The 17716-nt window shown below is 30.9% G+C and carries 17 protein-coding genes and 1 pseudogene; 11 read left to right on the top strand and 7 right to left on the bottom strand.

Annotation, left to right across the window (positions count from 1 at the left end; genetic code table 11):
• Window positions 1–13: 13 nt before the first annotated feature.
• Window positions 14–247 (bottom strand): acyl carrier protein, encoded by a 234-nt coding sequence (locus tag IPK18_06860; protein QQR99218.1) that lies wholly within the window; start codon window positions 245–247, stop codon window positions 14–16.
• Between the two features lie 196 nt (window positions 248–443).
• On the opposite strand from IPK18_06860, the gene IPK18_06855 reads away from it, so the two are divergent.
• Genes IPK18_06855 through cdd form a run of 6 tightly spaced genes read left to right on the top strand, consistent with a single transcriptional unit; the run spans window position 444 to window position 5744 of the window.
• Window positions 444–1103, top strand: a complete 660-nt coding sequence (locus IPK18_06855) for a response regulator transcription factor (protein QQR99217.1) — start codon at window positions 444–446, stop codon at window positions 1101–1103.
• A complete protein-coding gene (locus tag IPK18_06850; protein ID QQR99216.1) occupies window positions 1060–2220 on the top strand; it encodes a hypothetical protein in 1161 nt (386 codons plus the stop codon). Before IPK18_06855 ends, IPK18_06850 begins: the two co-directional genes overlap by 44 nt.
• A 37-nt stretch (window positions 2221–2257) precedes the next feature.
• Window positions 2258–3496: a SpoIIE family protein phosphatase gene (locus tag IPK18_06845; GenBank protein QQR99215.1), complete on the top strand. Its 1239-nt coding sequence runs from the start codon at window positions 2258–2260 to the stop codon at window positions 3494–3496.
• An 11-nt stretch (window positions 3497–3507) separates the two neighbouring features.
• On the top strand, window positions 3508–4650 hold the full coding sequence (locus tag IPK18_06840) for an acyloxyacyl hydrolase (GenBank protein QQR99214.1): 1143 nt from the start codon (window positions 3508–3510) through the stop codon (window positions 4648–4650).
• A 43-nt stretch (window positions 4651–4693) separates the two neighbouring features.
• A complete protein-coding gene (locus IPK18_06835) occupies window positions 4694–5260 on the top strand; it encodes an NUDIX hydrolase (protein ID QQR99213.1) in 567 nt (188 codons plus the stop codon).
• A gap of 1 nt (window position 5261) precedes the next feature.
• Window positions 5262–5744: a cytidine deaminase gene (gene cdd, locus IPK18_06830; GenBank protein QQR99212.1), complete on the top strand. Its 483-nt coding sequence runs from the start codon at window positions 5262–5264 to the stop codon at window positions 5742–5744.
• A 9-nt stretch (window positions 5745–5753) separates the two neighbouring features.
• Here the strand turns inward: cdd and IPK18_06825 are convergent, their stop codons facing one another.
• Entirely contained in the window at window positions 5754–8051 is a 2298-nt protein-coding gene (locus tag IPK18_06825) for a hypothetical protein (GenBank protein QQR99211.1), read from the bottom strand.
• Between the two features lie 33 nt (window positions 8052–8084).
• Window positions 8085–8555 carry a hypothetical protein gene (locus IPK18_06820; GenBank protein QQR99210.1) on the bottom strand — a complete coding sequence of 157 codons (471 nt, stop codon included), beginning with the start codon at window positions 8553–8555 and terminating at the stop codon, window positions 8085–8087.
• Window positions 8556–8683: 128 nt separating this feature from the next.
• Between IPK18_06820 and IPK18_06815 the strand changes: the two genes are divergently transcribed.
• Both IPK18_06815 and IPK18_06810 read left to right on the top strand, forming a co-directional pair.
• Window positions 8684–9682: a bifunctional oligoribonuclease/PAP phosphatase NrnA gene (locus tag IPK18_06815; protein ID QQR99209.1), complete on the top strand. Its 999-nt coding sequence runs from the start codon at window positions 8684–8686 to the stop codon at window positions 9680–9682.
• An 81-nt stretch (window positions 9683–9763) separates the two neighbouring features.
• A complete protein-coding gene (locus IPK18_06810; protein QQR99208.1) occupies window positions 9764–10126 on the top strand; it encodes a T9SS type A sorting domain-containing protein in 363 nt (120 codons plus the stop codon).
• Window positions 10127–10137: 11 nt separating this feature from the next.
• Here IPK18_06810 and IPK18_06805 read toward each other — a convergent pair whose 3' ends face one another.
• A complete protein-coding gene (locus IPK18_06805; protein QQR99207.1) occupies window positions 10138–10338 on the bottom strand; it encodes a hypothetical protein in 201 nt (66 codons plus the stop codon).
• A 506-nt stretch (window positions 10339–10844) separates the two neighbouring features.
• Here IPK18_06805 and IPK18_06800 point away from each other — a divergent pair.
• A complete protein-coding gene (locus IPK18_06800; protein ID QQR99206.1) occupies window positions 10845–11540 on the top strand; it encodes a sel1 repeat family protein in 696 nt (231 codons plus the stop codon).
• Window positions 11541–11741: 201 nt separating this feature from the next.
• On the opposite strand, the pseudogene IPK18_06795 reads toward IPK18_06800, so the two are convergent.
• A pseudogene (locus tag IPK18_06795) lies at window positions 11742–13215 on the bottom strand (IS1182 family transposase).
• 451 nt (window positions 13216–13666) lie between these two features.
• On the opposite strand from IPK18_06795, the gene IPK18_06790 reads away from it, so the two are divergent.
• A complete protein-coding gene (locus IPK18_06790; protein ID QQR99205.1) occupies window positions 13667–14575 on the top strand; it encodes an SIR2 family protein in 909 nt (302 codons plus the stop codon).
• A gap of 279 nt (window positions 14576–14854) precedes the next feature.
• On the opposite strand, the gene IPK18_06785 is transcribed toward IPK18_06790, so the two are convergent.
• Together IPK18_06785 and IPK18_06780 are read right to left on the bottom strand one after the other, a co-directional pair.
• The gene (locus IPK18_06785; GenBank protein ID QQR99306.1) at window positions 14855–15343 is read right to left on the bottom strand and encodes a transposase; all 489 of its coding nucleotides are present in this window, start codon (window positions 15341–15343) and stop codon (window positions 14855–14857) included.
• Window positions 15344–15465: 122 nt separating this feature from the next.
• Complete coding sequence (locus tag IPK18_06780) at window positions 15466–16245, bottom strand: transposase (GenBank protein QQR99204.1); 780 nt, start codon at window positions 16243–16245, stop codon at window positions 15466–15468.
• Window positions 16246–16497: 252 nt separating this feature from the next.
• Between IPK18_06780 and IPK18_06775 the strand changes: the two genes are divergently transcribed.
• Window positions 16498–17475, top strand: a complete 978-nt coding sequence (locus IPK18_06775; protein QQR99203.1) for an RES domain-containing protein — start codon at window positions 16498–16500, stop codon at window positions 17473–17475.
• Window positions 17476–17716 lie beyond the last annotated feature (241 nt).

The following is a 17716-nucleotide window of genomic DNA, read 5'->3' as shown; positions in this document are numbered from 1 at the left end:
CAAAACGTGCTAATTATACATTAGCTTCCAAAAATGCAATAGCTTCGCCTACAGTTTTTATTTTATCTGCTTGCTCATCTGGAATTACGATATTGAATTCTTTCTCAAATTCCATTATCAATTCAACTGTTTCTAGTGAGTCTGCTTTTAAATCCATCTCGAAGTTAGCCTCTGGAGTAATTTCTGTTTCTTCTACACCCAACTTTTCTATGATTATTTTTTTTACGCGTGCTGCTATGTCAGACATAATTACATGTAAATTTAGGGTGCTAAATTAAACTTTATTTTACAAAAAACACCACTTTAGAAAAAAAAATTACCAAAGGTATATTTTCTTGTACTGTTATGTTTGTGTATCTAAAGTTAATTAATATTGCATTCTGTTGGTAAAACAAAAATCTTTAAGTAGATTTATTCTACATAAAAAACATTCTTTATAAATTATGAAGAGCAAGATTAGAGTAATTATTGCTGATGCTCAGATGCTAATAAGAATTGGCTTGAATAAAATAATTTCAGAAGTCAACCATATTGAATGTATTGATGAAGCAGAAAATGCAGAAAAGTTGCTTTGTAGTTTAGAGAAAAATAAGGCTGATATTATTATTATTGATTATGCTCAACCCAATCATTTTAATGTAGATATTATTCAGACAATTAAGAAAAAACATCCAAATACTGAATTTCTAGTTATATCAACAGACAATAATAAAGAAACTATCTTAAAATCAATTAACGATGGTGTTAAAGGATTTTTGACTAAAGAATGCGATGATGAGGAAATTATCAATGCTATTGAAGCAACTGCAAATCATGAAAAATTCTTATGTCACAAAGTAATTGACATTATTATAGACAAACATCTTCACAAAGAAGATGACAATTGTACAGCATTAAATATATCATCAAGAGAATCTGAAATCATTAGACTTACATCAAAAGGTTGGAATGCTAAAACAATTGCAGACCATTTGTTTTTGAGTACACACACTGTATATACGCACAAAAAAAATATCATGAAGAAGTTGAAACTAAAATCTACTTCCGAAATTATTGTATATGCTATACAAAACAACTTGGTTGATGAGCAAGAATTGGTTTAAAATTGCATTACCAATTTTGGGTATTATTTTTCTACAATCATGTAAAGATAATTCTGCGTCTTTTTATTTCTCTAATGATGAAGAATTTATTGCTAATGATAAATTTCTTTCGGACACTGCAAAGCTTGGAAAGTTTATCTTCTTCGACAAACAATTGTCTGAACCAAAAGGCATAAGTTGTGCTTCTTGCCATTCGCCATCTTTCGGATTTTCTGATGCCAGACAATCAGCTTTTTCCATTGGTGTAAATCCTGATGCACATACAGCTAGAAATACGATTGCTATAGCTTATAATATATTAGCACCAAACAACCAATCAACAATTTTACGAGGCATTGAAGAATCTGTTGGTGGACATTTTTGGGATGGAAGAGCAAAGTTTCTAGAGCAACAAGCATTTTCGCCATTGCTCAATCCACATGAGATGAATAACAAAAGCTTTCATCAGGTTGCAGAAAAGATAAGAAACGCAAAGTACTACAATCAATTAGAAAAAATATTTGGCAAAGAAGGCTTACAAGACGACCAAGTATTGTTATTATGTACCACGCAAGCATTAATTAGTTTTCAAAAATCGAAACAAGTCAATACATATTCCTCAAAATTTGATTATTTTCTGAAAGGAAAAGTAAAGCTAAATGAACAAGAATTACGTGGTTGGAATTTATTTCAAGATACTATAAAAAGTAAATGCTCACTTTGTCATTTAGCCATGCCAAATGAATTTACAAATACGATTGTATTTACAGATTATTCATACGAAAACATTGGCATTCCAAAACATCCAAGTCAAAAAAATCTACCATTAGATTCAGGATTTGCAGCATCAGAATTTGTAAAAAATCCATTAGAAATTGGAAGATTCAAAACACCAAGTCTACGCAATGTAGCACTAACTAAACCATACATGCACAATGGTATTTTCAATACATTAGATGAAGTTTTAGAATTTTATAATACAAGAGATATTAATAGCAAATTTGTGGCAGAATACAAAGCAACTATGAATACAGAAGATTTAGGAGATTTAAAACTTTCTGACAACGACATCAAAGATATTATTGCTTTTTTAAATACTTTGACAGATGGTTATCAACTAAGTAAGAATAAAAAATAATTCAATTAAAATTATATTTTTTTTGTATTTTGTAGTAATGCAAAAAAGTTTATCGATACAAGATGCTGTTAATGCTGTGCAAGCAAAGCTATACATAAAACATCAGCATTTGCATTCTTTATTGCAAGTTACAGAAGCTATAAATCACAATTATTCTACTGATAATTTAGTTTTACTATATCAAAAAATTATACAAGAACAATTAGGTGTTGAAGAAATGGCATTTTTTATCTTCAACGATATTTGGAAAAGAAAAATATGGTTAAAAGATGATGACCAAGATGTTTTTATTCCAATTGCCAAACACATTGAACAATACTCAGAACTAAAAATACTTACAAAAGAAGAACAAAAATTATTTTTTGGATTCAAATATATTATTCCAGTATTTCATAAAGAAAATGCAATTGCATTTGTCTTGCTTGGTGATATAAAATTAGAACATTATTTTAAAGAAGATGAACTACTAGAATTTGCTCAGATTATTACAAATATTATTGCGGTAGCTGTTGAAAATAAAAGACTATTTAAGCGCGAAGTAGAAAAAAAAGAATACGACAAAGAGCTTGAACTTGCATCGAATATTCAAGGAATGCTCATTCCAAAAAAACTACCAAAAAATAATTTGTATGAATTTGATGGCATTTATCTTCCGCACAAAGGAATTGGTGGCGACTATTACGATGTAATACACATAAATAAAGATGAGTTTGTTTTTTGTATAGCAGACATTTCTGGCAAAGGAATTTCTGCTGCATTAGTAATGGCAAATATACAAGCATACCTTAATGCTACGCTTGATATGCAAATGAGTACACAAGAGCTAATCTTAAAACTCAACAAAAAAATATACTCAATTACCAATGGCGACAAATACGTTACACTATTTCTTGCAAAATATAATATTATGAGCAGAATGCTTACTTATGTAAATTGTGGACATGTACCACCAATTCTGTTCAACCAACATCAACTAATAAAACTAGATGAAGGCACAACTATGTTAGGTGCTTTTGAAAATTTGCCTAAACTAAAAATACAAAATATCCAATTAGAAAAAGATTCTACAATCATATGTTTTACTGATGGATTGACTGAATTAGAAAATGAAGAGAATGAACAATTTGAAGAAGCTGGAATTATAGATTTTATACAAAAAAATAAAAACTATCCACCATCATTATTCAATAAAGTATTGTATGATTATCTATCCAAATTCAAAAGAAATGTATTGTTTAATGATGATGTAAGCATCCTTACTGGGAAATTCTTTTAATTTATTTTGAAATGCAAATACTTCTACGATTCTTGTTTGTAATTATTTTCAATGTTTTATTTACACCTAATATCATTTCAAAAAGTAAAGATATAATTGATTATAAACATAAATTAGGATTTGAAGCCAATTATCAACTTGGAAAAGTTTTTAGACATACTGATGGTTTTCAACCAACAATTAATGGCGTTTCCAATGTAATACAGTTTACAGCATTCAAACAAACAGATGGCGCAAAAGCATGGCAAAGGAAACTAAAATATCCAGAAATTGGTGGCGGTTTCTCAGCATTAATTCATCACAACAGAGATACCATTGGAAATGGATATGCAGCATTTGCATACTTTAGTTATCCAATTGTTAGAAGCAGAATTGTAGATCTTATTTTTCGTTTTAGTGGTGGCTTAGCCTATACAACCAAAACCTACGATGCTATTGAAAATCCAGTGAATAATGCCATGGCAATGCCAATCAATATCTTTGTTGAAGCAAGACTTGGATTGCATTTTAAAATTCATGAAAATGTACAACTTGTTACAGGAATTGCATTTTCTCATTACTCAAGTGGTGCTATGAAACTACCTAATTTAGGAATTAATACACCAACAGCTATGTTGGGCATTAGATATTTACCTACAAAACAAAAATTAAATCTAAACTTTGATACTATTCCAAAAGTTAATTATAAAAATGAAATAGGATTTTTGTTGAATGCTGGTTTGCAAGATGTAACTAAATTTATTAAAGATAGAAGTTGGCTCAACTATGGTACTTCTGTGCAGTATGCAAGACATTTTAATATTGTAAATAAACTTTATTGTGGTGCATTGCTAGAGTTTGATTTTGGCTACCCACACTATGATGTCAATAAACCAAAAGTACAAGATAAAATAATACAAAAAGCTGCAACAAGACTTAGTCTATATGTTGGTAATGAAATTTCTTTCGGACGCACCTCAATTTTTTATGCATTAGGCGCATATTTACACACACCATACAAAATGTTTTTGCCTATCTATTTCAAAATTGGAACAAACATTAATTTCTTGGCATTAGAAAAGAAAAACAGACCATACTTAAATATTGGCGTAAAAGCGCATGGTGGCACAGCACAATATGCAGAAATTGGCTTAGGTTCTAATTTTAAATTCTAACAAAAATCAATTATTTATTCGCTTGATTTTATATCTTTAAATTATGATAGATGAAAATGTAAATCCATTTAAGAAGACAAGAGAAGAGGTTGTGTATGATAATAATTGGATTAGTGTAAACATCGCAGACATCATTACTCCAAAAAATACAACAGGTATTTATGGTACAGTTCATTTTAAAAATTATGCCATAGGCATCATTCCAATAGATGAAGAAGGCAACACCTATTTAGTAGGACAATATAGATATGCATTAGATGCTTATAGCTGGGAAATACCAGAAGGTGGTGGTCCATTACAAAATGACATCTTACTTTCTGCCAAAAAAGAATTGCAAGAAGAAGTTGGATTTTTTGCCAATAAATGGACTAAAATTGCCGAATTGAATACCTCAAACTCTGTAACTGATGAAGTAGGCATTATATTTGTAGCTCAAGGCTTAGAAAAAACAACAATTTCGCCTGATGATACTGAAGAATTGCAAATAAAGAAAATGCACATCACAGAAGCAATAGAATGGGCAATGAATGGGAAAATAAAAGATGCTATTGCTATAATTGGATTATTAAAATTAAAAATATTGATAGACAACAAGACCTTTGAAATTTAGTATGCAAGAAAAAAACATTACAATACAATATCAAAATTTTGATAATATTTCAGATTTGCCTAGTCAAATGCAAATGCTTATTCAAGAAGCAAGAGCAGCGCAACAAAATAGCTATGCACCATATTCTAAGTTTAATGTAGGTGCTGCATTACTTTTAGATAATAATAAAACTGTACAAGGAAGTAATCAAGAAAATGCATCATATCCTATTGGTTTGTGTGCAGAGCGTACTGCAATTAGTGCTTGTGTGGCATTGTATCCAAATGAAAAGATTAATGCCATTGCTATTGTTGCCAACAGTCAAACTACAGAAGTAAAATTTCCTGTTGCACCATGTGGTATTTGCAGACAAGTATTGTTAGAAACTGAGAGCAAACAAAAATCAGATATACAGATTCTTCTACATGGCAATGATGGCAGTACATTTGTCTTTAAATCAATTAAAGATTTATTGCCTCTTCATTTCGATGCAGAATATTTATAAAAAAGCTGACTACTTTCTGCCTAAAATATCATATATGCTTAAGCTAATTCCTACTTGTGCTTGATGAAAATTAGATTCTTTTATATTATTCTGGAAGTTTAATCTATAACGAGCAAACAAGAAACCAACTCTGTCTAATTTATATCTTGCTCGTAACTCTATTGTATGTAATATGTTATTTCTAAATTTAGAATCCGCAGTATTATCAGTAAAGTTATTTACAAAATTCACTTTATCACTTAGCAAAAACATTAAGCCTAGGCTGTATTTTATATCAAATCTAAATCTTTCTTCTGGAAGGAAATTTAATTCTGTTGAGAATGGTGTTGCCATAATTGTTGAAGCTCTAAACTCATCCATTATATATTCATTTTCATTAGTTGTTGTATCAAGTACTATTTTTGCAGTATCTGAGAATTTTACTCTACCAAACTCAAACCCAACATTCCACATCTGCCAATTTAGTTTTGGGAAATGAAATTTAAATAAATTGCTTGAAAATCCTACTTTAAATGTATTGTATTCTAATAGTTTAAGCTTTTGAGGTGCCCCTGCAATTTTATTGTTAGTTGAATCATTAGTTGGTGCTAATACTAGGTTTCTACCATTTTCTTCTATTTTGGTCACAGCCGCATATGGTGTTATACTAGTAATATATGAAAAGCCAGACCATGAATGTTTGTTATTTTTATCAACAATATTTACTGCACTTGATTTTTTTTGTCCAATTTGTTTAAAGAATGAATTAATATTTATTCTATAGCTTATTTCCGTTTGTATTAAGCCATTAGGTTTATCTTTATTAATACCATTAAAGTCTGAATATAGTTGAATGTCAAAGAAATTTTTATTCTTAGCTTTCATTAGTCTAAGGTTAAGGTTTTCTGTTTTTGCATTAAAAGAAACTGATGTATCAGCAGGACTATGGTCTCTAGTATATAAACTAAGTTCTGGGAAATAATTACTTATTACATCTGAAAGTCTAATTCTATACATACCATACTTTGCATCATATAGATAGTACCTTTTTAGATCTAGATAGTTTCTCTTAGAAGTAAAACCGATAGGTATATTGCTAAAGAATATTATTTCGTCTCCTTTTTTATATGGTCTTAAATTATTAGAGCTATCATTTTTTAGAATAATTTTAGCATTAGCTAGTGTCCCTTCCTCAAATACCAATTGCGATTGACTTTGATCAGATATTTTTAGTTGTACTTTATTGCCTCCTATCTTTTGCAATGTATTATTGCAAATATCTGCCAAGTTGTCTATTTCATGGCTTTTTATTTCGGAACTTTTCTTATTCTTTAATATCTTATCCGTTTCCTCAATTATCTTATCTAGGCTATATTTCCCATTTGTGTAATTATCGCTAATACTCCTTAGTTTTTTTGCACTATTATTAAGGCAAGAAATTGAAATTGTATCAATGTAGAAACCATCTATATTCTTTGTGTGCGATTCATAGCATGTGTCAATTTTATCTTTTTTATTTAGCGCAAGACCTATGTTTTTTAAGCAGCTTCCAATATCATGTAAGTATACATTTTCTATCTTATTCATTGATGGCATATATTCGACTTTCACACCGTTTTCTTCAATATTTAATATCCCTGCTGTTGGTTGTGAGTCTTGACTAGATTTACTAAGCTGAATATGCACATTAAAAAACAATTCATTTAACATTTTTGGATCGAAACTATCATTATTATCTACATGTAGCTTCTTTGCACCGTTATTCATCTCTGAAATAAATGCATTAATATCTTTTGAATTGTATAGCTTAAAATCATATTTTTCTACTATTTGTTCCTTCTTAATTATTGAATCAACAACTGAAACAACTGTATCTATTACAATTTCTGTGTTTATAGTAAATGTATTGTCTTTAATTTCAACTTTAGACGTTGTATCTTTTGTAACTATTGTATCAATCAGAGTAAGAGTATCCACTTTTTCTATTGTATCTTTTTTATATAATTTATTTGAGGTTTTAATTGTGTATATTGTATCTCTTATATCCAAAGTATCTCCTGTGGTCTCTGTTCTGATTGTATCTGGAATATTGTTTGGGACATCTCTTTTTTCTACTTTAGATTTATAAATTAGATCTCTAAATTCACTATAATTATCAGAAATTCTCAATTTGAATTCTATAATATCATCTTCTTTGCTATCAATATATTCTAAGATATAACCAACATCTTTCTTAGAATATGTATATGTTTTAATCGTTTTTACATCTTGTGCTATGTTTATGAGGAAACACATAAACAGAAAAATAGCCGTTATATTTTTTTTCATAAAGTTTTTATTTTTCAATGAATAATATGGTTATTATGCTGTCGCTGTTAGATTAGCACAATTACAAAGTGGCAACTCATGAGAAAACCCGCAACAACACGCAACAATATTATCAGCTACTGTTATATTTTGATTGTCTTTTTGATTTAATATCTTAAAATTAATATTATTAATATTAATTGTAGCACCATTAATTTTAATATCAAAAGACAAATTATTGTTTTCGATGTCTGCTTTATTATATATTACCTCAAATGTATTTTTATTATTTAAATCATCTAATAGTATTTTCTCATTTCGCTTTATAGATATAGATTTATTGTCTTGTGTATATTCTACTCTAATCTTAACAAGCTGTTCATCTGTAAGTTCTATTTTTGGTAGCTTAATATTAAGGTTACAATCTTTTTTAATTTTTACAATTTTGTTTAGAGTAAGATTTCTAATAGTGCCTTCAATGATTCTTTGTGTACTAACTTGCGTTAGATCAATTGTTTTTTTCATAATCTTTAGTTTTAGCATTTCAAAATTATATAATATTTTTTAATAATGCAAGTAATTAACTATTTATTTTTTTACAATTCATCTTTTTATATTAAATGTAGTACTACAATAATTACTACCTTTGTAGTATGAATAATATTGGAGAACTTCAATCGTTTTTAGCTACGCCTAAAAAAATAGTGATAACTACGCACCAAAAACCTGATGGCGATGCAATGGGTTCTTCTTTAGCTTTATTTAATTATTTACAACCAAAAGGTCATCATGTGCGTGTAGTAACACCAACAGACTTTCCACTTTATTTTAATTGGATGCCAAATTGCGATGAAGTTTGGAACTATGAAGAAAATCCAACATTGAGTAATGCGTTAGTTTATGAAGCAGACATCATATTTTGTTTAGACTTTAATGATTTAAGTAGAATAGAACCATTTAATAAAGCATTTGAGCAAACTCAGGCAAAAATTGTATTATTAGACCACCATCTATATCCAAAAGATTTTGCAGATTTTGTGCTGCATGATGTAAAAGCTTGTTCTACTTGCGAATTGGTTTTTAGGTTTTTACAATTATTAGACAGTCAGTATGAGCCAAGCAAAGAAGTAGCTACTTGTATTTATACTGGAATTTTAACAGATACTGGAAGCTTTTCAAATGGTGCTACCAATAGAAATGCATTTGAGATTACAGCAAAATTATTAGAATGTGGTCTTGATATTGTTGCTGTACAAGAACTGCTGAACCAAAATGGTAGAGAAGAAAAATTGAGATTTATTGGTAATGCATTAAGTAGAAAATTGACTGTGCGTGAAGATTTGGGCATTGCTTATATTTTAGTTGATAGAAAAGATGCCTATAGATACAATCTACAAAATGGCGATACTGAAGGCTTGGTTAATTACCCATTGAGTATTGCAAAAATTAAAGTTGCCATCTTGATAAAACAAGAAGCTAAAATGATTAAATTATCTTTTAGATCTAAAAAAGAAATTTCTGTTGAAGAAATCTGCAGAAAACATTTTGAAGGTGGTGGACATAGAAATGCATCTGGTGGCAAATCATATCTTACTGTTGATGAAACAATAGACAAAATCATCTCTATCTTTGAAGCTGAAAGAATTGTATAATCTTTTGTAAAAAAAATGGCACAGATATTGCATTTTTCAACATAAATTATTAAATTCGTATAAGAATATGTGGAAAAGCCTATGAGTAGAAAATTTACATTCCAGAGTTTAGTCTTAATACTTTTAATGTTTGTTGCGCAAAACATTCATGCAAATAATCGTCTAGAATCTTTTCTCGATAGCAAAACAGAAAGTATTAAAGTATATCCAAATCCATTGGTAGATGATGCTATCATTAAAATAAATGAAGATATTGACTTATCAAATAGTAAGGTAAGTGTTGTTTTTTATAATCTTTTAGGAAAAGAAGTGTATAAAATAAATACTGTTAAAGAGTATGAAGTGAAAATTTCTAAAGACAGTTTCAAATACACTGGCGTATATTTTTATCAACTAAAAATTGATGAAAGAATACAAAGCACTGGGAAATTAATTGTGAAATAATTTCTTCAACGTTACTTACTACTTACAATATATACATGCACAATAGCTAGTTCTTCTTTGGTATAGTTGGAGAATTTCTGATTTAGTTTAAGACCATTGAGCAATGTTGCATCATAATCCCAAATTTTTGTGTCTATAATTGGAATATTATGTGTTGCATATATTTTCAGATATTCTTTGTATCTCAATCTGCTGTTGGTGATGTTTGACATAATAATAAAATTTTTAAATTAAAGAATAAGCCAGCTTAGGTTTGAAGTACCCCCAGCTATAATAATGACGCAAAAGCAGAAAAATTCCATAAATGTTTATGTTAATTATTTGAAGATAAAGCAAAAAACAACTTGCGCATTTTGGATATACACAAATGAAATATGGATAAAACAATACGACAGGATATTCAAAATACGCAAAAACATATTTAATATAGAATATTGATAATAAGAAGATTATAAAGAAAAAGTATTTTTAATAAAAAAATATACGCAATTCAATTTATTGCGTATATTTGTGTGATGTGCAAAAGTCTTCGCTACGCTTCGCCTTTTGCACATCGTGCGGCGGATTACATCCGTTGATGCGTTTAGGCTCGCTACGCTCGACCTTCAACACATCAACGGATTTGCAAAATTACTTCACTTGCAAACTTCGTTTGCAGTTCGTAACTTCGCAAAGCCGCCGAGCCGTTAGTGGCAAGTGTATCGAAACAATCCGCAAAATGAAAGACTATATTAATATTAAAAATATCGACGACTTCAATCTGTTATTACTAAAAGCAGAAAATGGTGATAGTGAAGCAATGAATGAGGTTTCCGGATATTATGAAGACGGTTGGTCATATGACAAAATAGAAATCGTAAAATGTGACAAAAAACTTGCATTTTATTGGACAAAGAGATCATATGAAAGTGGAAATATTGATGGTATGGTTAGGTATGCAAATTATTTGAATGACGGAATTTATGAACATTGCGATAAAGACATAGAACTTGCAATGAAATTATATGAAAAAGCTATGAATAACGGTTCTGAAATTGCAACCTTTAATTTAGGAATTGAATACAGAAACAAGCAACAATTTGAAAAAGCTTTTGAACTTTATAAAAAAGCTGATAGCTCTGAAAATTATTATGCAGAATTAACGGTTGGACTATGCTACTATTATGGAATAGGAACAAAAAAGAACAAACTAAAAGCTTTAGAATTTTTTAAATCAATTGACAAACATTATAATTCAGAATATGATATTGACGAAGCAAATTATTTTATTGGTAAAATGTATTTGGAAGGAGAAGTAGTAGAACAATCAATTGAAACTGCTAGAAAATATTTAGAACTTGCAGACAAAGATGGAGACCACCGTTCTGCACAAGAACTTTTATTAATTATAGGAAGGACAAGAAATATAAATTAAAAACACCTGCCACCAACAGCGGTGGCAGTTGCACAACGTGGTATTTTTGGTGGCAGTTTTACATAATTTATATATCATATATTATTTGTATTAATATATTGTTGCTTTCTTTACTTTTGTTCTCTGGTATCTGGTGGCGCTTCTTGTAAAAATATAGGCTTCTATTTGCTTTTTTAGCCTGTTTCTTGCCTTTTTATTGCTTTTACTAAGGCTTAATGCTTCTATTTTTCGCTTTGGCTTATTAAAGAACAGGTATTTCTGTAAATTATAACTTATTGCTGCCATCAATACATGTTTGTTTGCTCCTTGTATGCCTCGTGTATTTACTCGCTTCATGTTTCTGTAGTTTATCAGCGTGCCTAATACTGGCTCTACTGTGCTACTCCGTTTCCGTACCATACGCTTTGCATACGCTTCATTACTTGTTAAACGTTCATGCATTCTATCATAATATGGTTTATCTATGCTGTCTTCTATCTTTTTGTATTTGGTTACTTTGCCACAACATTGTGCTCTCAATGCACAGTTTTTGCAATCACTTTCACTACTTCTGTATTGCTTCTTTTCATACCCTTTACTATCTGTCTTTATGCCTTTGTAGCTCAGTACTGCCTTGTTGCCACGCTGGCATTCATACTGATTATCTATTCTATTGAAAACAAAACCTGCTCTTTCACTTTTGTATTGTCCAAAATTAGGAATGTAGGCTGTTATATTTTTCTGCTCTAAATACTTTAGTGCCTTGCCACTACTATAACCAGCATCGGCAATTACTTCTTTTATTTTTATATCATTTTCTAATAAATTAACACTTGTTTGCTCAACAATTAAAGCTAAACTATCACTATCTTTCTTGCTGGCAAAATCTGCCAAAGCACCAGTAATCACATGATATTTATCGTCTACACTTACTTGAGCAACGATAGTTGAGTTGTCTTGCTTTGCCTGGCTTTACTGCTATTCTAGCATCAGGGTCTGTTGTATTGACATGTGTATGGTTGCTGGTAAATTTAGGACGAATGAGATTGCCATGCTCATCTGTCTGTTTAGGATTTACTACATTGCCAGGCATGTCTTTGTATGCTTTAGCTTTCCAAGCATGGTGTTTGTCTACAGCTTTTTTCATAGAAGCTTTTACTTTAAAGTCGCTATGTTCATTCAGTTCTTCTGCATACAATACAGCATCATCAACAACTTGTTTTTCTATCAAAGCATCCATAGAAGCATTGGCTTTTACATAAGCACTATCTACACATTGACGCTTGCCAGCAACCATGCCTTTGTCTACGCATAGCTTTAGTACTTGTTGAAATAGTGTAAGGAATAGTTCTTCGCCATATAATTGTCTAGTTCTAGAAATAGTAGAATGCCAAGGAAGAGGCTCGTCAATATCATAACCAATAAACAAACGAATAGCAAGTGAATCAGCACAGAAAGCGATGAGTCTTCTATCGGAATTTATGTTGTTGAGATAACCAACAAGCAGTATTTTGAAGAATACAACTGGGTCTATACTTTCGTTACCATCAATGCCATAATACACAGCAGTAGCCTTATAAATCCAATGAAGCGAAATGGCATTATTCAGCTTTCTATAGAAATTATCTTGAGGTACGAGCTCAGGCAGAGAAGTAAAGAAAATAGTTTTAGGTTGAAATGATTTGCGTCCTTGCATGTGCGAATATACGAAGAATAAACAAACATATGTTATATAAAAGTATTCTAAGTATATTAATATATAGTTATTTATACAGAAGATATAAAATATCAAAAAAGTCATTATTTTTACGTTGTGCAACAAACACAGGGGTTTTGCAAAAGCTGGGCTTCAGTGCTAAATTGAACATTTGGAAATCTAATGAACATTGTGCTAAATTTGAACATTAGTACTTCTAATCCCAGCCTTCGCAAAGCCCAAAACCGATGTGCAAAAGTCTTCGCTACGCTACGCCTTTTGCACATCGTGCGGCGGATTACATCCGTTGATGCGTTTAGGCTCGCTACGCTCGACCTTCAACACATCAACGGATTTGCAAAATTACTTCACTTGCAAACTTCGTTTGCAGTTCGTAACTTCGCAAATCCGCCGCACGTTAGCGGCAAGTTAAACCGACATACTACAAACAATGAATGACACTATATTTTTTGGAAATGGACTAAATAATTTGAGTAAAAAACCAATTCCTTGGAATGAACTTTTAAACAGAATTAAAGGCAAGAAAATATTTGACAATGGAGAATTACCAAATACATTCATTTACGAAAGAGCCGTATTTGAAAACAAAACTTCAAATGACATTAGGCAGACTGAATTTAATATAAAACTTTCAATCGCTGACCTACTTATAAAAATTGAAACAAATGAGTTTTATCAAATGCTCTTTGAACTTAATGCAGAAAACTACTTAACTACAAATTACGACTATGCATTTAGAAATTACATAACTAATGTGGAGAAGTATTTCAGTTCTAATAATAGCACGGAAGATATTTACAGCATAAGAAGGCAGACGCAGATATTAGACAAAAACGAAAAAGAAATCTGCAAAATTTGGAATATTCACGGTGAAATTGACAAACCTATTTCTATTATGTTAGGACTTGACCATTATTGTGGTTCTGTAAGTAAACTAGACGCTTATATAAAAGGAACTTATGAATTTCAAGAAAACTCAAAACAAATTCGAATAACAAAAATGACAGACAAGCTCAAAACCAAAGATTTTGACAATCGCTCTTGGTCTGAATTGTTTTTCAACTCGAACATTCATATACTTGGCTTTTCACTTGATTATAGTGAAACAGACATTTGGTGGCTACTAACAAAAAGAGCAAGAATATTAAATGAAGAAAAATCAAGCAATTTAATTTCAAATAATATATACTTTTACGACAGGAACATTAAAGCTGACAAAGAAGAACTATTAAAATCATTGAATGTGACCGTAATAAAACCAAAAGAAGACAATTATAAAGACAATTGGCATCAATACTATACAGACACAATTAAGAAAATTAAAAACAAGATAAAATAACCTGCCGCTAACATCGGTGGCAGTTGCACAACGTTGTATTTTTGGTGGCAATTTTAAATAATTTATATATCATATATTATTAGTATTAATATATTGTTGCTTTCTTTACTTTCGTTCTCTGGTATCTGGTGGCGCTTCTTGTAAAAATATAGGCTTCTATTTGCTTTTTTAGCCTGTTTCTTGCCTTTTTATTGCTTTTAATAAGGCTTAATGCTTCTATTTTTCGCTTTGGCTTATTAAAGAACAGGTATTTCTGTAAATTATAACTTATTGCCGCCATCAATACACGTGTTTGTTTGCTCCTTGTATGCCTCGTGTATTTACTCGCTTCATGTTTCTGTAGTTTATCAGCGTGCCTAATACTGGCTCTACTGTGCTACTCCGTTTCCGTACCATACGCTTTGCATACGCTTCATTACTTGTTAAACGTTCATGCATTCTATCATAATATGGTTTATCTATGCTGTCTTCTATCTTTTTGTATTTGGTAACCTTACCACAGCATTGTGCTCTCAATGCACAATTTTTGCAATCACTTTCACTACTTCTGTATTGTTTCTTTTCATAACCTTTGCTATCTGTTTTTATCCCTTTGTAGCTCAGTACTGCTTTGTTGCCACGCTGGCATTCATACTGATTATCTATCCTATTGAAAACAAAACCTGCTCTTTCACTTTTGTATTGTCCAAAATTAGGAATGTAGGCTGTTATATTTTTCTGCTCTAAATACTTTAGTGCCTTGCCACTACTATAACCAGCATCGGCAATTACTTCTTTATTTTTATATCATTTTCTAATAAATTAACACTTGTTTCTCAATAATTAAAGCTAAACTATCACTATCTTTCTTGCTGGCAAAATCTGCCAAAGCACCAGTAATAACATGATATTTATCGTCTACACTTACTTGAGCAAAGATAGTTGAGTTGTCTTGCTTTGCCTGGCTTTACTGCTATTCTAGCATCAGGGTCTGTTGTATTGATGTGTGTATGGTTGCTGGTAAATTTAGGACGAATAAGATTGCCATGCTCATCTGTCTGTTTAGGATTTACTGCATTGCCAGGCATATCTTTGTATGCTTTAGCTTTCCATGCATGGTGTTTGTCTACAGCTTTTTTCATAGAAGCTTTTACTTTAAAGTCGCTATGTTCGTTCAGTTCATTAGCATACAATACAGCATCATCAACAACTTGTTTCTCTATCAAAGCATCCATAGAAGCATTGGCTTTTACATAAGCACTATCTACACATTGACGCTTACCACTAACCATGCCTTTGTCTACGCATAGCTTTAGTACTTGTTGAAAAAGTGTAAGGAATAGTTCTTCGCCATATAATTGTCTAGTTCTAGAAATAGTAGAATGCCAAGGAAGAGGCTCGTCAATATCATAACCAATAAACAAACGAATGGCAAGTGAATCAGCACAGAAAGCGATGAGTTTTCTATCGGAATTTATGTTGTTGAGATAACCAACAAGCAGAATTTTGAAAAACACAACTGGGTCTATACTTTCGTTGCCATCATTGCCATAATACACAGCAGTAGCCTTATAAATCCAATGAAGCGAAATGGCACTATTCAGCTTTCTATAGAAATTATCTTGAGGTACGAGCTCAGGCAGAGAAGTAAAGAAAATAGTTTTAGGTTGAAATGATTTGCGTCCTTGCATGTGCGAATATACGAAGAATAAGCAAACATATGTTATATAAAAGTATTCTAAGTATATTAATATATAGTTATTTATACAGAAGATATAAAATATCAAAAAAGTCATTATTTTTACGTTGTGCAACAAACACAGCAGTTTGGCAAAATGGCGGGCTGAAGTGCTTCTATGAAACTTTTGTGCAAGGTTCAACAGCAGTAATTCTACCGAACTTTTGTGCTAAAAATCCGCCACATCGCCAAGCCGTCAACCGATGTGATAGAACAAGTTGTTATCGACTACAAAATCCATAAATATAATTCTGCAAAAGATGTCAAGGAAAAACTTGACTATTTTAGAAAGTTAAGTGACAACGGACTTCACAAACTGACTGAACAAGAATTTGACAACTTAAAAGCTGAATTTATTAAGTTTCAGAATGTCATTTTTACACTTTTTGCAGACACATATCCAACCAAACTTTTTAGGGTAACAAATAATAAATATCTCTATGGCGGACAGAAAGTAAAACTTCAAAAAGTTACAGATTTGGTTGGACCACCTGTTGGTAAATCTAATCACGGAAGATGTAATTTAAAAGGAGAAAGCGTTTTCTATTCCGCTTTAGATTTCAAAACTGCTATTTGGGAAACAAGACCTGAAGTTGGCGATTTAATAACCGTTAGTGAATGGGAAATAAAACCAGGGGAAAAACTTAATACACACTATATTTTTCATCCGACACTTACTACAACAAATAAAGAAAGTTCAGGTGCTTATGATGCTTGGCTTCAATCGAAAAAGGAAATTAACCCAGAACTTGTTGAAGTATTTGATGAATTAATATTTTTCTTAACCGAGCAGTATATGAAAAAGGTTTCGGACGATGAAAAACAGAATTATCTATTTTCTGCGAACTATTCATCAAGACTTATACAGCAAAACCCGGACAAGAATGGCTTTAAAATAGATGCAGTTTGTTACCCGAGTGTAAGAATGGAATATGGTTTGACAAATTTAGCTATATTTAATGATTGTGTATTTGACAAATTGCAGTTAAACAAAATTACTGTTTACGATATTGCAGAGACGAACTATGACACAAATAATGTACTAACAGAAGACCTAATTAAAGTATCGCCAATGATTATAACAACTAGTAATTTTGACTTTGAACAAAACAAAATTATTTACGATTTAGAAGCTGAATTAAAAATAGCGATTGAACTTCACGAAAAATATAACAACAGCTAACAAGGGTGGCAGTTGCACAACGTGGTATTTTTGGTGGCAATTTTACATAATTTATATATAATATATTATTAGTATTAATATATGGTTATTTACTTTACTCTTGTTATCTGGTATCTGGTGGCGCTTCTTGTAAAAACATAGGCTTCTATTTGCTTTTTTAGACTGTTTTTTGCAGTTTTATTGCTTTTGCTAAGGCTTAATGCTTCTATTTTCCGCTTTGGCTTATTAAAGAACAGGTATT

It is taken from the genome of Sphingobacteriales bacterium, from assembly GCA_016699615.1.
Taxonomy (GTDB): Bacteria; Bacteroidota; Bacteroidia; order Chitinophagales; family JADIYW01; genus JADJSS01.
The sequence above is the reverse complement of the archived record's forward strand: the minus strand, read 5'-3'. Positions and strand labels throughout refer to the sequence as shown.

What these genes read in the sequence shown, in the direction of transcription:
- cdd (QQR99212.1), top strand. Translation starts at nt 5,262, where the DNA reads ATGCAAGAAAAAAACATTACAATACAATATCAAAATTTTGATAATATT.
- IPK18_06835 (QQR99213.1), top strand. Translation starts at nt 4,694, where the DNA reads ATGATAGATGAAAATGTAAATCCATTTAAGAAGACAAGAGAAGAGGTT.
- IPK18_06840 (QQR99214.1), top strand. Translation starts at nt 3,508, where the DNA reads ATGCAAATACTTCTACGATTCTTGTTTGTAATTATTTTCAATGTTTTA.
- IPK18_06825 (QQR99211.1), bottom strand. Translation starts at nt 8,051, where the DNA reads ATGAAAAAAAATATAACGGCTATTTTTCTGTTTATGTGTTTCCTCATA.
- IPK18_06845 (QQR99215.1), top strand. Translation starts at nt 2,258, where the DNA reads ATGCAAAAAAGTTTATCGATACAAGATGCTGTTAATGCTGTGCAAGCA.
- IPK18_06860 (QQR99218.1), bottom strand. Translation starts at nt 247, where the DNA reads ATGTCTGACATAGCAGCACGCGTAAAAAAAATAATCATAGAAAAGTTG.
- IPK18_06815 (QQR99209.1), top strand. Translation starts at nt 8,684, where the DNA reads ATGAATAATATTGGAGAACTTCAATCGTTTTTAGCTACGCCTAAAAAA.
- IPK18_06820 (QQR99210.1), bottom strand. Translation starts at nt 8,555, where the DNA reads ATGAAAAAAACAATTGATCTAACGCAAGTTAGTACACAAAGAATCATT.
- IPK18_06790 (QQR99205.1), top strand. Translation starts at nt 13,667, where the DNA reads ATGAATGACACTATATTTTTTGGAAATGGACTAAATAATTTGAGTAAA.
- IPK18_06780 (QQR99204.1), bottom strand. Translation starts at nt 16,245, where the DNA reads ATGCAAGGACGCAAATCATTTCAACCTAAAACTATTTTCTTTACTTCT.
- IPK18_06855 (QQR99217.1), top strand. Translation starts at nt 444, where the DNA reads ATGAAGAGCAAGATTAGAGTAATTATTGCTGATGCTCAGATGCTAATA.
- IPK18_06805 (QQR99207.1), bottom strand. Translation starts at nt 10,338, where the DNA reads ATGTCAAACATCACCAACAGCAGATTGAGATACAAAGAATATCTGAAA.
- IPK18_06810 (QQR99208.1), top strand. Translation starts at nt 9,764, where the DNA reads ATGAGTAGAAAATTTACATTCCAGAGTTTAGTCTTAATACTTTTAATG.
- IPK18_06800 (QQR99206.1), top strand. Translation starts at nt 10,845, where the DNA reads ATGAAAGACTATATTAATATTAAAAATATCGACGACTTCAATCTGTTA.
- IPK18_06850 (QQR99216.1), top strand. Translation starts at nt 1,060, where the DNA reads ATGCTATACAAAACAACTTGGTTGATGAGCAAGAATTGGTTTAAAATT.